The 15,652-nt window shown below is 71.8% G+C and carries 12 protein-coding genes; 3 read left to right on the top strand and 9 right to left on the bottom strand.

Annotation, left to right across the window (positions count from 1 at the left end; translation table 11 throughout):
- Positions 1 to 2: 2 nt before the first annotated feature.
- Both ACIBCU_RS37380 and ACIBCU_RS37375 read left to right on the top strand, forming a co-directional pair.
- A complete protein-coding gene (locus tag ACIBCU_RS37380) occupies positions 3 to 956 on the top strand; it encodes a bifunctional riboflavin kinase/FAD synthetase (protein ID WP_362937814.1) in 954 nt (317 codons plus the stop codon).
- 79 nt (positions 957 to 1,035) lie between these two features.
- Entirely contained in the window at positions 1,036 to 2,148 is a 1,113-nt protein-coding gene (locus ACIBCU_RS37375) for an XdhC family protein (RefSeq protein WP_362937817.1), read from the top strand.
- On the opposite strand, the gene ACIBCU_RS37370 is transcribed toward ACIBCU_RS37375, so the two are convergent.
- The 9 genes from ACIBCU_RS37370 to eccE form a co-directional block, all read right to left on the bottom strand.
- Positions 2,145 to 3,143 carry an oligopeptide/dipeptide ABC transporter ATP-binding protein gene (locus ACIBCU_RS37370; protein ID WP_399237023.1) on the bottom strand — a complete coding sequence of 333 codons (999 nt, stop codon included), beginning with the start codon at positions 3,141 to 3,143 and terminating at the stop codon, positions 2,145 to 2,147. The two genes, ACIBCU_RS37375 and ACIBCU_RS37370, sit on opposite strands and share 4 nt — an antisense overlap.
- Complete coding sequence (locus ACIBCU_RS37365; RefSeq protein ID WP_399237021.1) at positions 3,140 to 4,201, bottom strand: ABC transporter ATP-binding protein; 1,062 nt, start codon at positions 4,199 to 4,201, stop codon at positions 3,140 to 3,142. Before ACIBCU_RS37365 ends, ACIBCU_RS37370 begins: the two co-directional genes overlap by 4 nt.
- Positions 4,198 to 5,118, bottom strand: a complete 921-nt coding sequence (locus ACIBCU_RS37360; RefSeq protein ID WP_399237019.1) for an ABC transporter permease — start codon at positions 5,116 to 5,118, stop codon at positions 4,198 to 4,200. The genes ACIBCU_RS37365 and ACIBCU_RS37360 overlap by 4 nt, the downstream gene beginning before the upstream one ends.
- Positions 5,115 to 6,206 (bottom strand): ABC transporter permease, encoded by a 1,092-nt coding sequence (locus ACIBCU_RS37355; RefSeq protein WP_362937829.1) that lies wholly within the window; start codon positions 6,204 to 6,206, stop codon positions 5,115 to 5,117. Before ACIBCU_RS37355 ends, ACIBCU_RS37360 begins: the two co-directional genes overlap by 4 nt.
- Positions 6,207 to 6,209: 3 nt before the next feature.
- Complete coding sequence (locus tag ACIBCU_RS37350) at positions 6,210 to 8,084, bottom strand: ABC transporter substrate-binding protein (protein WP_399237017.1); 1,875 nt, start codon at positions 8,082 to 8,084, stop codon at positions 6,210 to 6,212.
- 197 nt (positions 8,085 to 8,281) lie between these two features.
- The gene (locus ACIBCU_RS37345; protein WP_399237015.1) at positions 8,282 to 11,212 is read right to left on the bottom strand and encodes an SCO5717 family growth-regulating ATPase; all 2,931 of its coding nucleotides are present in this window, start codon (positions 11,210 to 11,212) and stop codon (positions 8,282 to 8,284) included.
- Positions 11,213 to 11,565: 353 nt separating this feature from the next.
- A complete protein-coding gene (locus ACIBCU_RS37340; RefSeq protein WP_104791893.1) occupies positions 11,566 to 11,799 on the bottom strand; it encodes a DUF397 domain-containing protein in 234 nt (77 codons plus the stop codon).
- An 82-nt stretch (positions 11,800 to 11,881) separates the two neighbouring features.
- Positions 11,882 to 12,592 carry a hypothetical protein gene (locus tag ACIBCU_RS37335; protein ID WP_362937838.1) on the bottom strand — a complete coding sequence of 237 codons (711 nt, stop codon included), beginning with the start codon at positions 12,590 to 12,592 and terminating at the stop codon, positions 11,882 to 11,884.
- Positions 12,589 to 13,929, bottom strand: coding sequence for a type VII secretion protein EccE (gene eccE, locus ACIBCU_RS37330; protein WP_362937841.1), 1,341 nt, complete (start codon positions 13,927 to 13,929; stop codon positions 12,589 to 12,591). Before eccE ends, ACIBCU_RS37335 begins: the two co-directional genes overlap by 4 nt.
- A gap of 183 nt (positions 13,930 to 14,112) precedes the next feature.
- On the opposite strand from eccE, the gene eccB reads away from it, so the two are divergent.
- The gene (gene eccB / locus ACIBCU_RS37325) at positions 14,113 to 15,642 is read left to right on the top strand and encodes a type VII secretion protein EccB (RefSeq protein ID WP_362937844.1); all 1,530 of its coding nucleotides are present in this window, start codon (positions 14,113 to 14,115) and stop codon (positions 15,640 to 15,642) included.
- Positions 15,643 to 15,652: the final 10 nt, after the last annotated feature.

The following is a 15,652-nucleotide window of genomic DNA, read 5'->3' as shown; positions in this document are numbered from 1 at the left end:
GAGTGCACTGCTGGCGTGGCTTGGAGGACATCCCTGAGGGCTGGGGGCGCAGTGTCGTCACCATCGGCTCCTACGACGGGGTGCACCGCGGACACCAGCTGATCATCGGCCGTGCCGTGGAGCGGGCGCGCGAGCTCGGTGTGCCCTCCGTCGTCGTCACCTTCGACCCGCACCCCAGCGAGGTCGTCCGCCCCGGCACGCACCCGCCGCTGCTCGCACCGCACCAGCGGCGTGCCGAGCTCATGGCCGGACTGGGGGTGGACGCGGTGCTGATCCTGCCTTTCACCTCCGAGTTCTCCAAGCTCTCGCCGGCGGACTTCGTCGTGAAGGTGCTCGTCGACAAGCTGCACGCGAAGCTGGTCATCGAGGGCCCCAACTTCCGCTTCGGACACCGGGCGGCGGGCGACGTCACCTTCCTCGCCGAGCTCGGTCCGACGTACGACTTCCAGGTCGAGGTCATCGACCTCTACGTGTGCGGTGACGCGGGCGGCGGCGAGCCGTTCTCCTCCACGCTCACCCGCCGCCTGATCGCCGAGGGCGACGTGGCAGGGGCCGCGGAGATCCTCGGCCGCCCGCACCGCGTCGAGGGCGTCGTGGTGCGCGGCGCCCAGCGGGGCCGCGAGCTCGGCTTCCCCACGGCGAACGTGGAGACCCTGCCGCACACCGCGATCCCCGCCGACGGTGTCTACGCCGGCTGGCTCACGGTGAACGGCGAGGCGATGCCCGCCGCGATCTCCGTGGGCACGAACCCGCAGTTCGACGGCACGGAGCGGACCGTCGAGGCGTACGCGATCGACCGCGTCGGCCTCGACCTGTACGGGCTGCACGTCGCGGTGGACTTCCTGGCCTACGTGCGCGGCATGCTGAAGTTCGACTCGATCGACGACCTGCTCGTCGCGATGGCAGCCGACGTGAAGCGTTCCAGTGAGCTGATCGCGGCGTACGAGCGGGCCTGACGCCTTCCTGTGGTGCGCACGCCGGCACCGGGGCATGGTCGGGGAAAGGGGCCCGTCGAGCCCGGGAGGACCTCCGCCCATGCGTGAACTGCTGTCGGAACTGCGTGACTGGCACACAGCCGGTACGCCCTTCGCCCTGGCCACGGTCGTCGCGGTGCGGGGCAGCGCGCCACGGGCCCCCGGCGCCCTCATGGCGGTGTCCGCGACGGGCGCGGTGGCGGGCAGCGTCTCCGGCGGGTGCGTGGAGAGCGATGTGTACGAGGTCGCCACCGAGACGCTCACCACCGGCCGTACGGAGCTGCGGACCTACGGCATCAGCGACGACGAGGCCTTCGGCGTCGGGCTGACCTGCGGCGGCACGATCGACGTCCTGGTGCAGCCCTTCGTCACGGCGGCCGACCGGGACGGACTGCGGGAACTCGTCGACACCGTCGCCGCGGGAGAACCCGTCGCGCTCGCCACCGTGGTGTCCGGAGCGGCGCGGCCCGGCGCCCGCCGGGTGGTCCTGACCGGCCGTGTCAGCGGTTCGCTCGGCGACGAAGGTCTCGACGCCGCCGTCACCGACGACGCGCGCGGGCTGCTCGCCCAGGGAGCCACGGGCAGCGTCCGGTACGGCGCCCACGGCGAGCGCCGGATGCAGGACGTCACCGTCCTCGTCCAGACGTACGCCCCCGCGCCCCGCATGCTCGTGTTCGGGGCCATCGACCACGCGGCGGCCACCGCGAGGATCGGGTCCTTCCTCGGCTACCGGGTGACGGTGTGCGACGCCCGCCCCGCCTTCGCCACCCGGGAGCGCTTCCCGACGGCGGAAGAGGTCGTCTGCGCCTGGCCGCACACCTACCTGGAGTCGACCCCGGTGGACGCGCGCACCGTCGTCTGCGTCCTCACCCACGACCCGAAGTTCGACGTGCCCCTGCTCGCCGCCGCGCTGCGCACACCGGCCGCGTACATCGGTGTGATGGGCAGCCGCCGCACCCACGCCGACCGGATCGCCCGGCTGCGGGAGGCGGGGGTGGGCGAGGCGGAACTGACCCGCCTCGCCTCACCCGTCGGCCTCGACCTCGGAGCCCGTACGCCCGAGGAGACGGCCGTCTCCATCGCCGCCGAGATCATCCAGCACCGCTGGGGCGGCACCGGCCGCCCCCTCGGGGAACTGGCCGGCGCGATCCATCACGACAGCGGCGGCGCCTAGGAGACGCCCGCCCCCGCGGCCGCCCAGTGGCAGGCCACCTGGGTGCGGCCGTCTCCCTCCAGCACCGGCAGATCCTTCGTGCGGCACGCGTCCGCGACTCCGGCACGCTCCGCCTCGCCCGAGGCGAGGATCTGGCACCGGGCGTGGAATCGGCAGCCGGACGGGACCTTCGAGGGGTCCGGCGGTTCGCCCGTCAGCAGCACCGGCTCACCGTCCGCCTCCGGCAGCACCGACAGCAGCGCCTGGGTGTACGGGTGCCGGGGAGCCGTGAGGATCTGCTCGACGTCCCCCGTCTCCACGATCCGGCCGAGATACATCACCGCCACCCGGTCCGCGATGTTCCACGCCAGCCCCAGATCATGCGTCACCACCAGTGCGGAGAGGCCCAGTTCGTCCCGCAGCCGCAGCAGGAGCGCGAGGATCTCGCCGCGTACGGAGGCGTCCAGCGAGGCCACGGGCTCGTCCGCGACGATCAGCTCCGGCTCCAGGACCAGTGCGCCCGCGATCACGACGCGCTGGCGCTGACCGCCGGACAGCTCGTGCGGATAGCGCAGGAAGAACCGCTCCGGGGGCCGCAGTCCCGCCCGCGACAGTGCCCCGCACACGGCCTCCCGCTCGTCGCCCGCGTAGCCGTGGATGCGCAGGCCCTCCGCCACCGCGTCGTACACCGTGTGGCGGGGGTTGAGCGAGCCGCTGGGGTCCTGGAGCACCAGCTGCACCCGCTTGCGGTACGCCTTGAGCGCCCGGCCCGCGTAGTCGAGGGGCTCGCCGCCGAACGTGACCCGGCCGGCCGTGGGCGGCACCAGGCCGAGCAGGGACCGGGCCAGTGTCGTCTTCCCGCAGCCCGATTCGCCGACCAGGGCGACGATCTCGCCGGGACGGATGTCGAGGTCCACCCCGTCGACCGCCCGCGCGGTCGCCGCCCCGCGCCGCCCGGGGAACGCGACCTTCAGCGCCTGGGCGCTGAGCAGGGGAGCCGGGGGAGTGGTCGTCATGAGGTGCTCCTTGCTTCCTCGGTACCGCCGTGCGGACCGGGCGTCGCGGTGGCTTCCGGCTCCACCAGCACACAGGCCGCCCGCCGGGACGGGCCGGCCGGCCGCAGCTCCTGGTCCTCGGTGGCACAGGAGTCCAGCGCGGCTGCGCAGCGCGGATGGAACGTACAGCCGGAGGACAGAGCCGACGGGTCCGGGGGATCTCCCGGCAGGCCGCGGGGCGCGTGCCGCGACGAGAGGTCGCCGATCCGCGGGAAGGCGGCCGACAGGGCACTGCTGTAGGGGTGACGGGCGTTCTCGTAGACCTTCTTGGCCGGTCCCTCCTCGACGACCCGGCCCGCGTACATCACCGACAGCCGGTCGCAGGTGTCGGAGAGCACCGCCAGATCGTGGCTGATCATGATCAGACCGAGGTCCTGGTCGCTGACGAGCTGTTCGATCAGCCGCAGGATCTGCGCCTGGATCATCACGTCGAGGGCCGTGGTGGGCTCGTCGGCGATGATCAGCCGCGGGTCGCAGGCCAGCGCCATCGCGATCATCACGCGCTGGCGCTGACCGCCGGACAGCTCGTGCGGATAGGCGGCCGCGCGTGCGGCCGGAAGCCCCACCTGTTCCAGCAGCTCACCCGCGCGCCTGCGGGCCGCCGCCGGGGTTCCCCTGCCGTGCAGCAGGATCGGTTCGGCGATCTGGTCCCCGATGCGGTGCACGGCGTTCAGCGAGTGCATCGCGCCCTGGAAGACGATCGACGCCCCCGCCCAGCGCACGGCGCGCAGCCGCCCCCACTTCATGGTGAGGATGTCCTCTCCGTCCAGCAGGATCTCGCCGCTCACGGTCGCGGTGGCGGGCAGCAGCCTCAGCAGGGCGAGTGCCAACGTCGACTTCCCGCACCCGGACTCCCCGGCGATGCCCAGCTTCTGGCCCGCCTCGACCCGCAGGTCGACTCCCCGTACGGCGGGGACGGCCGAGGCCCCGGAGCCGTAGGTGACATGCAGGTTCCGGACGTCGAGCAGCGGCTGCCCGGTCTCCGGTTCCGTAACGCTCTCGGTCTTCACGGCGGTCAACGGGACACCCCCAGCTTGGGGTTGAGCACGGACTCGATGGTGCGGCCGCACAGCGTGAACGCGAGGGCGACGACCGCGATGGCGAGGCCGGGCGGAGCGAGGTACCACCAGTTGCCGGAGCTGACCGCTCCGGCCTCACGGGCGTCCTGGAGCAGCCCGCCCCAGGAGACGATCGTGGGATCGCCGAGCCCGAGGAAGGCGAGGGTCGCCTCGGTGAGGATGGCGGTGGAGATCACCAGCGTGGTCTGTGCGAGCACCAGCGGCATGACATTGGGCAGCACATGGCGGGACATGATGTGGCCGTGTCCGCCCCCGAGCGCCTTGGAGCGCTCGATGTACGGACGGGACTCCACGGACAGCGTCTGCGCCCGCACGAGCCGCGCGGTCGTCGGCCAGGTCGTCACGCCGATGGCGAGGACCGTCGTCCAGAGGGACCGCGAGAGCACGGTGGCGAGCGCGATGGCCAGCACCAGTGTCGGCATCACGAGGAACCAGTCCGTGATCCGCATGACGATGTTGCCGTACCAGCCCTTGAAGTGACCGGCCGTGATGCCCACCAGCGTCCCGATGGCCACCGAGAGGAAGGCGGCGAGCAGGCCGACGGTCAGCGACACCCGCGTCCCCCACACCAGGAGGGCGAGCAGGCTGCGTCCGAACTGGTCGGTGCCGAGGGGGAACTCGGCGCTCGGCGACTCCAGCGCGCCGCCCGGCGCGTCGGTGACGCTCTGCGAGTCCGCCCCGACCAGCAGCGGGGCCGTAACCGCGGTCAGGGCGATCAGCGCGAGCACGGCCAGGCCGGCCAGGCCCGCCCGGTGGCTCCGGTACTGCCGCCAGAAGCGGGCCGCCGCCTGGCGCCGGCGGGTCCAGGCGAGCGCGCGCGGGCCGATGGCCGGCGCGGCGTCGGTCGAGGTCGTCATCGGCCCACCCGGGGATCGAGGAGCGGATAGATCACATCGGCGAGCGTGTTCATCAGGATCACCGCGGCGGCGAAGATGAAGAACAGCGCCTGCACCAGCGGCAGGTCGGGCACGCTCAGCGCCTGGTAGAAGAGTCCGCCCAGGCCGGGCCAGGAGAACACCGTCTCCACCAGGATGGCACCGGCCACCGTGTTGCCCAGGTTGACGAAGAGCAGCGTCACCGTCGGCAGCATCGCGTTCGGGACGGCGTGCCGGCGGCGTACGAGGTCGTCGCGGAGCCCCTTCGCGCGGGCCGTCGTCAGATAGTCGCTGCCCATCTCGTCGAGCAGCGAGGAGCGCATCACCAGCAGGGTGCGCGCGTACTCGACGGCGACGAGGGTGATGACCGGCAGCACGAGGTGGTGGGCCACGTCGAGGACATAGGCGAAGCCGCTCTCGCTGCCGGACTCCATGCCGCCGGTCGGGAAGAGACCGGGGATGGGCCCGATGCCGACCGACAGGGTGATGATCAGGAGCAGCCCGAGCCAGAACGAGGGCACCGAGTACAGGGTCAGCGCGAAGGCGGTGTGGAAGCGGTCGCCCGCCGAGCCGTTGCGCCAGGCGGACCTGGCGCCCAGCCAGATGCCGATCGCCGTGTAGATCACGAACGCGGTGCCGGTGAGCAGCAGCGTCGCGGGCAGCGCCTCGGCGATCTTGTCCATGACGGGGGCGCGGAACTGGTACGACGTACCGAAGTCCCCGGTCAGGGCCTTGCCGCAGTACTCGGTGAACTGCTGCCAGAGCGGCAGGTCCAGGCCGAATTCCCGGCGCATCGCGGCGATCTGCTCGTTCGACACCTGCCGGCCGCCGGTCATGTGCTTGACCGGGTCGCCGGGGATCAGACGGAACAGGAAGAAACTGGTGACGAGCACGGCGAACAGCGAGACGGCCGCACCGGCCAGCTTGCCCGCCGCATAGCGGAGATACGCGGTCGTGCTGCGCGCGCGCGGACTGCGGGCCGACGGCCCGGCCGGAGCCGGGCCGTCGGTCTGCACAGCGTCCACGCCCGCCGCGCCCTTCACGAGCGCGGGAGTGCTTTCTGTGCCCATGGACTATTCACGGTCTTCCGCGGTGGAACGACGACGCATGGCGAACAGCAGCCCGCCACCGGCGAGGACGACTACAGCGATACCGACACCGACGAGGACTCCGGTGGAGCTGCCGCTGTCGCCGGACGAGTCGCCCGACGCACCGGCGGCCGGGACCGCCGACCACCAGCTCCAGTAACCGTCCTGACCGTAGATGTTGCCCGCGTCCGAGGGCATGGTCGTGATCGACTCGATCTGGTCGGTGCGGTAGGCCTCGACGGCATTCGGGTACGCCATGACATTCATGTACCCCGTGTCGTACAGCCGCGACTCCATCTGCTTCACCAGGTCGGCCCGTTTGGCGGGGTCGTATTCGGCCAGCTGCTTCGCGTACAGCTCGTCGTACTGCTTGTCGCAGATGAAGTTGTCGGTCGCCGCCGTCTGCTTCGCCTTCGCCGGGAGCGCGGCGCAGGTGTGGATCGACATGACGAAGTCGGGGTCCGGGTTGACGGACCAGCCGTCGAAGGCGAGGTCGTACTCACCGGCGTACCAGGGATCGGAGACGTTGTCCCGGCAGTCGACCTTCAGACCGATGCCGAGCTCGCCCCACCACTCCTGGAGGTACTTGCCGATCGCCTTGTCGTTGGGGTCCGTGGCGTGGCACAGGATGCGGAAGTCGAGCGGCTTGCCGTCCTTGCCGGTCCGCTTGCCCGCGCTGTTCTTCCGGTAGCCCGCCTCGTCGAGGAGGGCGCCCGCCTTCGCCGGGTCGTAGGCGAGCTTCTGCTCGGCCGTCGGCTTCCAGAAGTACGAGCCGAAGCGGGGCGGGATGTAGCCCTCGCCCTCCACGGCGTAGCCCTGGAAGACCTTGTCGATGATGGCGGTGCGGTCCACGGACATGAAGAGCGCCTGACGGACCTTCTGGTCCTGGAGCGCCGCGTGCCCGTCGCCGAACTTCTTGCCGTCCTTGGTCTGCGCGCCGGGGTTGGTGGCCAGCGCGTAGAAGCGCCGGCCGGGGGCGTCGTTCACCTTGATGTTGTCGGTGGACTTCAGCGCCGTCGCCTGCGCGGGGGTCAGGCTCGGGCTTCCGGCGACGAAGGAAACTTCACCCTTTCGGAGGGCGGCGACCGCTGCGTCCTGGTCCTTGTAGTACCGGAAGACGAGCTCGTCGAACTTGGGCGAACCCCGCCAGAAGTCCTTGTTGGCCTTGAGCTTCACATAGCTGTCGACCTTATAGTCCGTCAGGATGAACGGCCCGTTGCCGACGATCGGGAACTTCGTGTCGTTGTTGAACTTCGAGAAGTCGCCGACCTTCTCCCAGACGTGCTTGGGAACGATGGGCACGTCCAGCGCCGTCATCGTGGCCTGAGGCTGCTTCAGCTCTATGACCAGCTTGTCCGGGCTGGGCGCGGTCACCTTCTTGAAGTTGGAGACGAAGCTGCCGTTCGAAGTCGCGGCGCCCTCGTCGGTCATCATCTTGTTGAAGGTCCACGCCGCGTCCTCGGCGGTGGCCTTCTCGCCGTCCGACCACTTCGAGTCGTCCCGGATGGTGTACGTCCACGTCAGCTTGTCCGCCGACGTCTCCCACTCGGTGGCGAGCCCGGGGATCGTGTGGTTGTCCTTGGCGTCGTAATTGGTCAGGAAGTCGTACATCAGCCGGCTGATGCTCGTGGAGAGAAGCCGCTGGGCGAGGAACGGGCTCAGGGAGTCGACGCTCTGCGCGACCGCGACCGTGAGCGTCGACTTGCCGTCGGCGGCCTGCGCCTGCTGCGGGGCGGGGGCGAGCGGGTTTCCGGGGACGACCGATCCGGCGGCCAGCGCCAGGGCGGCGGCTCCGGAGGCGAGGAGGATACGCAGTCGGCCGCGTGGGCGGGACGGGCGTGGTGGGAATCTTGTGACCATGGACGTGGACCTCGCGTCATGACTCGCACGGTGAAGGCGGGCAGATCTCTGGTTCGCCAGCTGGTGAAGCGAAGGTTTATCAGCGGCGGTCGAGTCGCGTCAACGGTCCGCCAAACCGCGTGTGGTCTGCGGGAATACGATGAGGGCCCGCACCGTGTGAACGGTGCGGGCCCTCATTGGTTTAGACCTCTACTGCCTTACTGCTGAGGGGCCGGCGGCGGCTGCGGGGGGTGCTGCTGCCAGCCCGCGGGCGGAACGGGGCCTTGCAGTTCGGGCTGTCCGGACTGATGTGCCTGGCCATCGTGTTGCGCGGGCGGCGGGGGCGGGCCGGCCTGCCCCGCGCCGGGCTGTGCCTGCGGGGGCAGCGACTGCTGCCAGCTGTTGTTCTGCGCACCCGGGCCGGCGTGCGGCGGGTACGGCTGCTGCGGCGCGGCGGCCTGCTGCCCGCCGTACGGCTGCTGGGGCGGATACGGCTGCTGCGGCTGCCCCGGGTACGGCTGTCCGGGGTACTGCTGCTGCCCCGGGTACGGCTGACCGGGCTGGGGGGCGTACGGCTGCTGGCCGGGCACCTGCTGACCGGGCGTCTGCAGGCCGGGCATGGGCGGGGCGAACTGCGGCGGCGGATTGCTGCCGTCGGCCGTCCACAGCCCCTGCTGCTGCTGGGCCCGCTGGAAGTCCTCCGCGACGAGCGCGGACAGGTTGAAGTACGCCTCGCGGGTCTTCGGGCGCATCATGTCGAGGTCGACCTCGGCGCCCGCGGACAGATGCTCGTCGAACGGCACGACCACGACGCCGCGGCAGCGCGTCTCGAAGTGCTGCACGATGTCGTCGACCTTGATCATCTTGCCGGTCTCGCGGACACCGGAGATGACCGTCAGGGAGCGCTGCACCAGTTCGGCGTAGCCGTGCGCCGACAGCCAGTCCAGCGTGGTCGACGCGCTCGAAGCGCCGTCGACGGAGGGCGTCGAGATGATGATCAACTGGTCGGCGAGGTCCAGCACGCCGCGCATCGCACTGTAGAGCAGGCCCGTGCCCGAGTCCGTGAGGATGATCGGGTACTGCTTGCCCAGGACGTCGATCGCCCGGCGGTAGTCCTCGTCGTTGAAGGTAGTGGAGACCGCCGGGTCCACGTCGTTCGCGAGGATCTCCAGGCCGGAGGGAGCCTGCGAGGTGAAGCGGCGGATGTCCATGTACGAGTTGAGGTACGGGATCGCCTGGACCAGGTCGCGGATGGTCGCCCCGGTCTCCCGGCGCACCCGGCGCCCGAGCGTGCCGGCGTCCGGGTTGGCGTCGATGGCGAGGATCTTGTCCTGCCGCTCGGTGGCCAGGGTCGAGCCGAGCGCGGTGGTCGTCGTGGTCTTGCCCACGCCGCCCTTGAGGCTGATGACCGCGATCCGGTAGCACGACAGTACCGGCGTGCGGATCAGCTCCAGCTTGCGCTGCCGCTCGATCTCCTCCTTCTTCCCGCCCAGCTTGAAGCGGGAGGCGGCGGACGGTGTGCGGCTGCTCTTGGCCTTCTGCTTGCCCCGGACCAGCCGGTCCGACGACAGCTCCACGGCGGCCGTGTAGCCGAGCGGGGCGCCCGGCACGGAGCGCTCGCGCTGGTCATGCGTGACCGGCGTCGGCCAGGCGGCACCGGTGCGCGGGTCGACCGGCGGGGCCTGGGGCGTGGGCGGCTGGGGCTGGTAGGCCTCGGGCTGGTGCTGCTGTGCAGGCACGTTCGGCGTGCCCTGCGCGGGCTGCTGAGGGGACTGCGGAGGGAGCGGGGCACCCTGCGCGGGGAACTGCGGGGGCTGCTGGCCGGCCTGCGGGGCCGGGAAGCCGTAACCGCCCTGGGGCTGTGCGCCGGGGGGCAGTTGGGGCGCGCCCTGGGCGGGATACTGCTGCGGCGGTGCCTGCGGGAACCCGTAACCGCCCTGCTGCGGTGCCTGCGGGAACCCGTAACCGCCCTGCGGCGGTGCCTGCGGGAACCCGTAACCCCCCTGCGGCGCGGGCGCGTTGGGCTGAACCGGCTGCTGGGGAGCCGGCGGGGTCGGCTGCGCGGGCGGCGGGGCAGGGGCCTGCGGGAAGCCGTAGCCGCCCGCCGTGCCGGCGGCCGGAGCGGGCGGCTGCTGTGCGGGCCACTGCGGCGCGGGCTGAGGCGCGCTCGGCTGCGGTGCGGCCGGCTGGAAGGCGGGCGGCAGCGGCGGGAGGGCGCCCTGCGCGGGCGGCGCGGGCGACCACGGGGCCGGTGCGTCCGGCGCCACGGTGCCCTGAGGCGCGTCCGTGGACGGCGCGCCGGCGGGCGATGTGTCGGCGGGCGATGTGTCGGTGGGTGATGCGCCCCCGGGCGGTGTGCCGTCCGACGGTGTACCGGCCGGCGGTGTGTCCTGGGGGCCGGCATCCGTCACGGAGCCCGCCGTCTCGTCGGTCTGCCCGTCGGCCCGCCCCTCGTCCGTCCCGGGCTCGCCGTCGGCTTCCCGCACGGAGTCCTGCGATGCGTCCTGCTCCGGGGGGCCCGTCTCCGCAGCGTCTTCCTCGGATCCTGCGGATTCCTTCTCACTCACCGGGCCGGCCGGGTCCGCGCCTTCGGGCTCGGACGGGGCGACAGGAGGCGTGGGCCCGGTGGAACCCGAGGCCGTGGCCCCGGCCTCCGCCTCGGCCTTGGCCGCTTCGCGCTCGGCGATCTCCTGCTTCAGAGCGGCGGGCGAGAACCGCATGGTGGCGCCGCTCTCCACATCACCGCCACCGAAGGGGCCGTCCGTGCCGCTCCCGGCGTCAGGCTCCTCGGAGCCCGCCGCGGGGGAAGCCGACGCCGGGGGAGCGGGCTCGTAGGAAGGTGAGGGCGGCTCGGACGAGGCGGCCGACGACGCCTCGGACGGCGCGGCCGGAACCGGCGGCCAGCCGGGCTCGAATCCGCCGGAAGCGGGCGGCCCCGGTACGGACAACGGCGCCCCCTGCGGCGGCGGAGGCGGCGCCAGGTGCGACCCCGCCCCTCCCGAGGAGTCACCCGGCGCGTTCTGCGTGTACCAGGCGGGCGGGGTGTAGTCGATGGTGAACTCACCCGTCATCTCGGCGGGATCCGCGTCGGACGACTCGTCGACGGGCGTGTTCCATCCCCCGCTGATCTCGTCCCGATCGCCGTTCACTTTGCCTCCTGGTGTGGTCGAGCACCCTTGTGCCGTGGTGGGTGGGGGCGACCGTTCCCGTTATGTCCGGTCCGCCCGGCTCTCCCCCTTGTGACGCGCAGTGCCTGCCCGCAGGTTCCTCTGCCGCGCCCCCACCCACCCTAATCGCCATGGGGCGCACTGCGGCAGGCCGTATCACTCGCGACCGCTGTCCCGTAGGTCACGCGCGGCTCGCCCACCGAGCGAGCGTGGCAGAACACGGAGGAACGGGCCAGGTCCCGCGCACAGGGGCGGGGCCGAACAGGGCTGAGCGGGGGCCGGACACAGCGAGGGGGCGGCAGTCCCCGACCGCCGCCCCCTCGCCGTGCGGTCGCCTACTTGAGGTCGAACTCGCCGTCCCGGGCGCCCAGCACGAACGCGCGCCACTCGGCCTCCGTGTAGCGAAGTACGGTCCCCGGGTCCAGCGACGACCTCATCGCGACCGCGCCCCCCGGGAGGTGGGCGATCTCGACCCGTTCCTCGACGTTCTCGGTACCGGGTGCGCTCAGCCACTCCACATCCGAGATGTCGAGAGCGTAGAGCTCGTCCTTTTCCTGCTGGGTGCCCATGCGCACGTCCCTTCGGTCGAACTGTGTCGTTCCCCGCCATGATCCTGAAAAGCGGCCGGTCCGGGGCGCGAACGGGACGGATTCAGTCCATCCTGCGAGCGGTGCCCAGCAATCCGGTCTCCACGTCCGTCGCGCTGGTCATCACCCAGTGGCGCTCACGGCCCGCCACCCAGAGGGTGACACCGTCCGCCAGGGTGGGCAGCGCCTCGCTCTCGGCCCGTGCGAGCCCCAGGATCCGGCCGATCTGCTGTGCCTCTTCCGGCGACACCCGCTGAACACCCACGAGGGTCGCCGCCCGCATCAACCGGGGTGCCACGGGGCTCAGATAGGGCAGCAGCGTCAGCACCGACTGCCACGGCGAGGACACCACCCGGCCGCGGGGCGGACGCATTCCGCAGTCGCGCACCACCACCACAGGGCTGCCGACGGTCGCACCGGTCGGCGGGACCCGCCCCACGTCATGGAGCGAGATGCACTCGAGACCGGCACCCGCGGCCTGCGCCAACGTGGTCCACGCCTGGGTGCGGCCCGTCTCGACCGCCACCCGCGCACCCGTACCGGCGGCGCGCAGCGCCAGGACCTGCGCGGTCCACAGACCGCCGATCAACAGGACGTCGTACGGCGCCGGCCGGTGGAACCCGATCATCTGCGGGCGCCCCTCGGCGTCGTCCCCGATGATCACGCCGTCGTCCCCCACCGGCAAGGACAGCGCGCCCAGATGGTCCGCAGCCAGGGTGTGACCGGCATGGCGCGGCCCCAGCAGCCCCCGCCTCGGAGCGATGTGCTTCGTCACTGCGCGCCTCCCAGCGGGAGCGTGGCCAGGACACCCGGCAGCTGCTCGCGGTCCAGCCGTACGAGACCGACCTCCGCGTGCCGGGCGGCTTGCTCCAAAGTCCTTCGTACCCCGACCAGTTCGGTGTCGGAGCCGCCGGTGATCCGTACGTGGCCGCGCACGGACATGTGCCCCTGGTGCGCCCCGCGGCGCACCGTCAGGCTGAACGTCGTCGCGTACGCGGGCACCGAGGTCAGCAGCGCCACGAGCCGCGGCAGCGGAGTCGCTCCCCGGCCGAGCTCGGGCCAGCGGTCCACGGCGTAGGTGGTGTGCCAGCGGTCGTCGCAGCGCCAGACCCGCGTGGTCTCCGTCGTCCGTCGCTGCGGCGCGGCATCCGGACGCCCGGCGCGTGCCGACAGGATGGGATTTGCACACGCGGACGTGGCCACGGCGGAGTTGAGCTCGTCCTGGTCCAGCACCGAGGCCCGGAACCCCGCGCCGGTGATCCGGCTCGCCACATGGTCCGCGACCCGTACCAGGCAGCGCTGAGCCCCTCCGAGCCCGCCACCGCGCGCCTCCACGGCCTCCCGGCACAGCTCCGGATCCAGCTTCACCGCCACCCAGGTCATCCGCAGCGCGGGCGCCCCGGTCCGGTCCTGGAGGGGGGCGTACGACAGCCTGGCCACCGACCGCTCCGGCAGATGCGGCGCCGGCGCGGGCCGCACCTGCTGCACCAGCTGCGCGGACTCCAGCACGATGTCGTCCACCGCGAGCGCGTCGCCCAGGAGGGACAGCGGGAGCGCGCGGGCACCCATGGCCTGACGGAGCGACTCACCGCTCGCCTCGACCCGTACGACGGCGGTCAGGAACGTCCCGTCCCCGATCATGCCCACCGTGCGGCGGGCGCCGTCCACATAGATGTAGGGAGCGAACCCCGGTACGTTCTCCGCCACCGGCGCCAGCTGCGGCTCCGTCTCGGCGGGGGACGCCGTGGCGGTCCGCCTGCGACGGCGGAGGGACGACACGGTCGACAGCCAGTCCTGCACGGCCCGGCCCCGACGGCGTACCACCGCGAGCAGGATCAGCAGGGCGGCGATCACACCGGCGGGGATCATCCAGGCACCGCCGAGCGCTGCGCCCACCACGGCGACCGCCAGGGCGGCCTCGACGAGCACCAGCTGCCGCAGCGCGGGCCCGACGCGGCCGGTCCTGGAGATCGAATGGAGAGTGGTCGCAGCGGGAGTGTCCCCCGACTGACGGGGAGCCGATCCGTCCGGCCCGTTGCTGCGTTGCCGCCGGGAAGGGGCGGGCGTTCGCTGGGTGGACCGCCTCGTGCGCTCGCCCGTCGCTGCAGCCATCGCCGCGTTGCCCCCTCGTGTCCGTATTCACCGTTTTTTACACGGGCGTTGATCGGGCGATCACCCTACCTGAGCGGTGAATGCCAAGTGCCAACAGGCATAGTAGGGGTCCCGGTCGGCGGCAGCGGTCCACGGCGGGTGTGGGAACCTGGTCGCCCACTGGGGAGAAGGGGCAGCGCGCACATGGCATCACGGCGGGACGAACTCAATGCCTACACCTTCGCGAAGCGGAGGTTGGTCGCACAGTTCCTGCAGCCCCACCCGTCCGGCTCGGAGGAGGGTGCGCCGCGCCCTCTTCGCGCGGTGGTGCCCGGAGCGATCGTCGGCGTGGTCGTCCTGGCGGTGTTCGGAGCCTGGGGGATGTTCAAGCCCGTGGCGCCCCAGAAGTGGGACACCCCGTACGAGAACGTCATCATCGCCAGCAAATCCACCACCCGTTACGTGGTGTTGAAGACCGACGGCAAGACGCAGCTCCACCCCGTCCTGAACATGTCCAGCGCGAAGCTCCTCCTCGCCCCGGACAAGGGCAAGGTCATCAACGTCGACGAATCGGTCCTCGACAACGGCAAGATCCCGCACGGGGCGACCCTCGGAATCCCCTACGCCCCGGACCGCCTGCCCGACCCGAAGGAAGCCGGCTCCACCAAGCGCTGGGCGGTCTGCGAGCGGCCCGGCGAGGGCGGCAGGGCCATCCAGAAGGCGGCGTTCGTCTTCGCGGAGCGCGAGCAGAAGAAGACCGAAGGCACGGGCAAGCTGCGGGGCGGCGAGGTGATGTACGTCGAGGGCCCTGGCCCGGACAGAACCCGCTACATCGTGGACGCCTCGGGCAAGGCGTACGCGGTGGAGAAGGACGAACTGCTGCTGCGCACCCTGGTCGACCGGAACGCCCCCCAGCGGGTGTCCGCCGACTGGCTCGCCACGCTGCACATGGGAGACGCGGTCACCTTCCCGGCGATCGACGGAACTCCTGGGGCCGACGCGGGCGTTCCGGGACAGCTGCAGCCCGAGGACAACAAGGTGGGCAGGGTCCTCGCGGCCACCGCCGGCACCAGGACCCAGCAGTACGTGGTCCTGCCGGGCAGGGTCGCCCCGGTATCCGACTTCGTCGCCAAACTCCTGCTCAACAGCCGCGCCCTGGTCGACCTCAACCCGAACGGAAGGGTGAAGCACGTCAGCGCCGGAGCCTTCGAGCCCGGGGAGGCGTTCGGACAGGCGAAGGACTGGCCCACGAGTGAGCCGGCACCCGTCAACTCCGCGGACACGGCGAGCGGAAGCCGCAACACCGTGTGCAACGTCCTGCGCGGTGTCTCGGACAAGAACGGCGCCAGCACGCTCAGCACCTGGGCGGGCACGGCCTTCCCCGCCACGCTCCCCACCGGCTCCAGCAGCGCCTACGCCACCCCCGGATCGGGGCAGCTCTTCCGGCAGTTCAAGGGGTCGAGCCCCGACTCCGGCCCTCTCTTCCTCGTGACCGACACCGGGCTGCGCTATGCCATGCAGTCCAACGGCGACAGCGTGCAGGGCGACTCAGGCATCGGTGAGTCCGGCACCAAGGAGGAGAAGGAGAACAGCCAGCAGGAGGCGCAGCAGGCGCAGAACCATCTCGGGTACAAGGACGTCGACCCCGCGCCCGTTCCCGCCGCCTGGTCCACCTTCCTGCCGACGGGCCCCCGCCTGTCGACGGGCGCAGCCCGCCAGCCGCAGGGTTCGTGAGGAGCGACCA

The sequence above is a fragment of the Streptomyces sp. NPDC051064 genome, from assembly GCF_044455985.1.
Classification (GTDB): domain Bacteria; phylum Actinomycetota; class Actinomycetes; order Streptomycetales; family Streptomycetaceae; genus Streptomyces.
Note: the sequence above shows the minus strand (reverse complement) of the source record. Positions and strands in the feature narration are given on the sequence as shown.

What these genes read in the sequence shown, in the direction of transcription:
- ACIBCU_RS37340 (WP_104791893.1), bottom strand. Translation starts at nt 11,799, where the DNA reads ATGGGCACCCAGCAGGAAAAGGACGAGCTCTACGCTCTCGACATCTCG.
- ACIBCU_RS37370 (WP_399237023.1), bottom strand. Translation starts at nt 3,143, where the DNA reads ATGACGACCACTCCCCCGGCTCCCCTGCTCAGCGCCCAGGCGCTGAAG.
- eccB (WP_362937844.1), top strand. Translation starts at nt 14,113, where the DNA reads ATGGCATCACGGCGGGACGAACTCAATGCCTACACCTTCGCGAAGCGG.
- ACIBCU_RS37360 (WP_399237019.1), bottom strand. Translation starts at nt 5,118, where the DNA reads ATGACGACCTCGACCGACGCCGCGCCGGCCATCGGCCCGCGCGCGCTC.
- ACIBCU_RS37355 (WP_362937829.1), bottom strand. Translation starts at nt 6,206, where the DNA reads ATGGGCACAGAAAGCACTCCCGCGCTCGTGAAGGGCGCGGCGGGCGTG.
- ACIBCU_RS37375 (WP_362937817.1), top strand. Translation starts at nt 1,036, where the DNA reads ATGCGTGAACTGCTGTCGGAACTGCGTGACTGGCACACAGCCGGTACG.
- eccE (WP_362937841.1), bottom strand. Translation starts at nt 13,929, where the DNA reads ATGGCTGCAGCGACGGGCGAGCGCACGAGGCGGTCCACCCAGCGAACG.
- ACIBCU_RS37350 (WP_399237017.1), bottom strand. Translation starts at nt 8,084, where the DNA reads ATGGTCACAAGATTCCCACCACGCCCGTCCCGCCCACGCGGCCGACTG.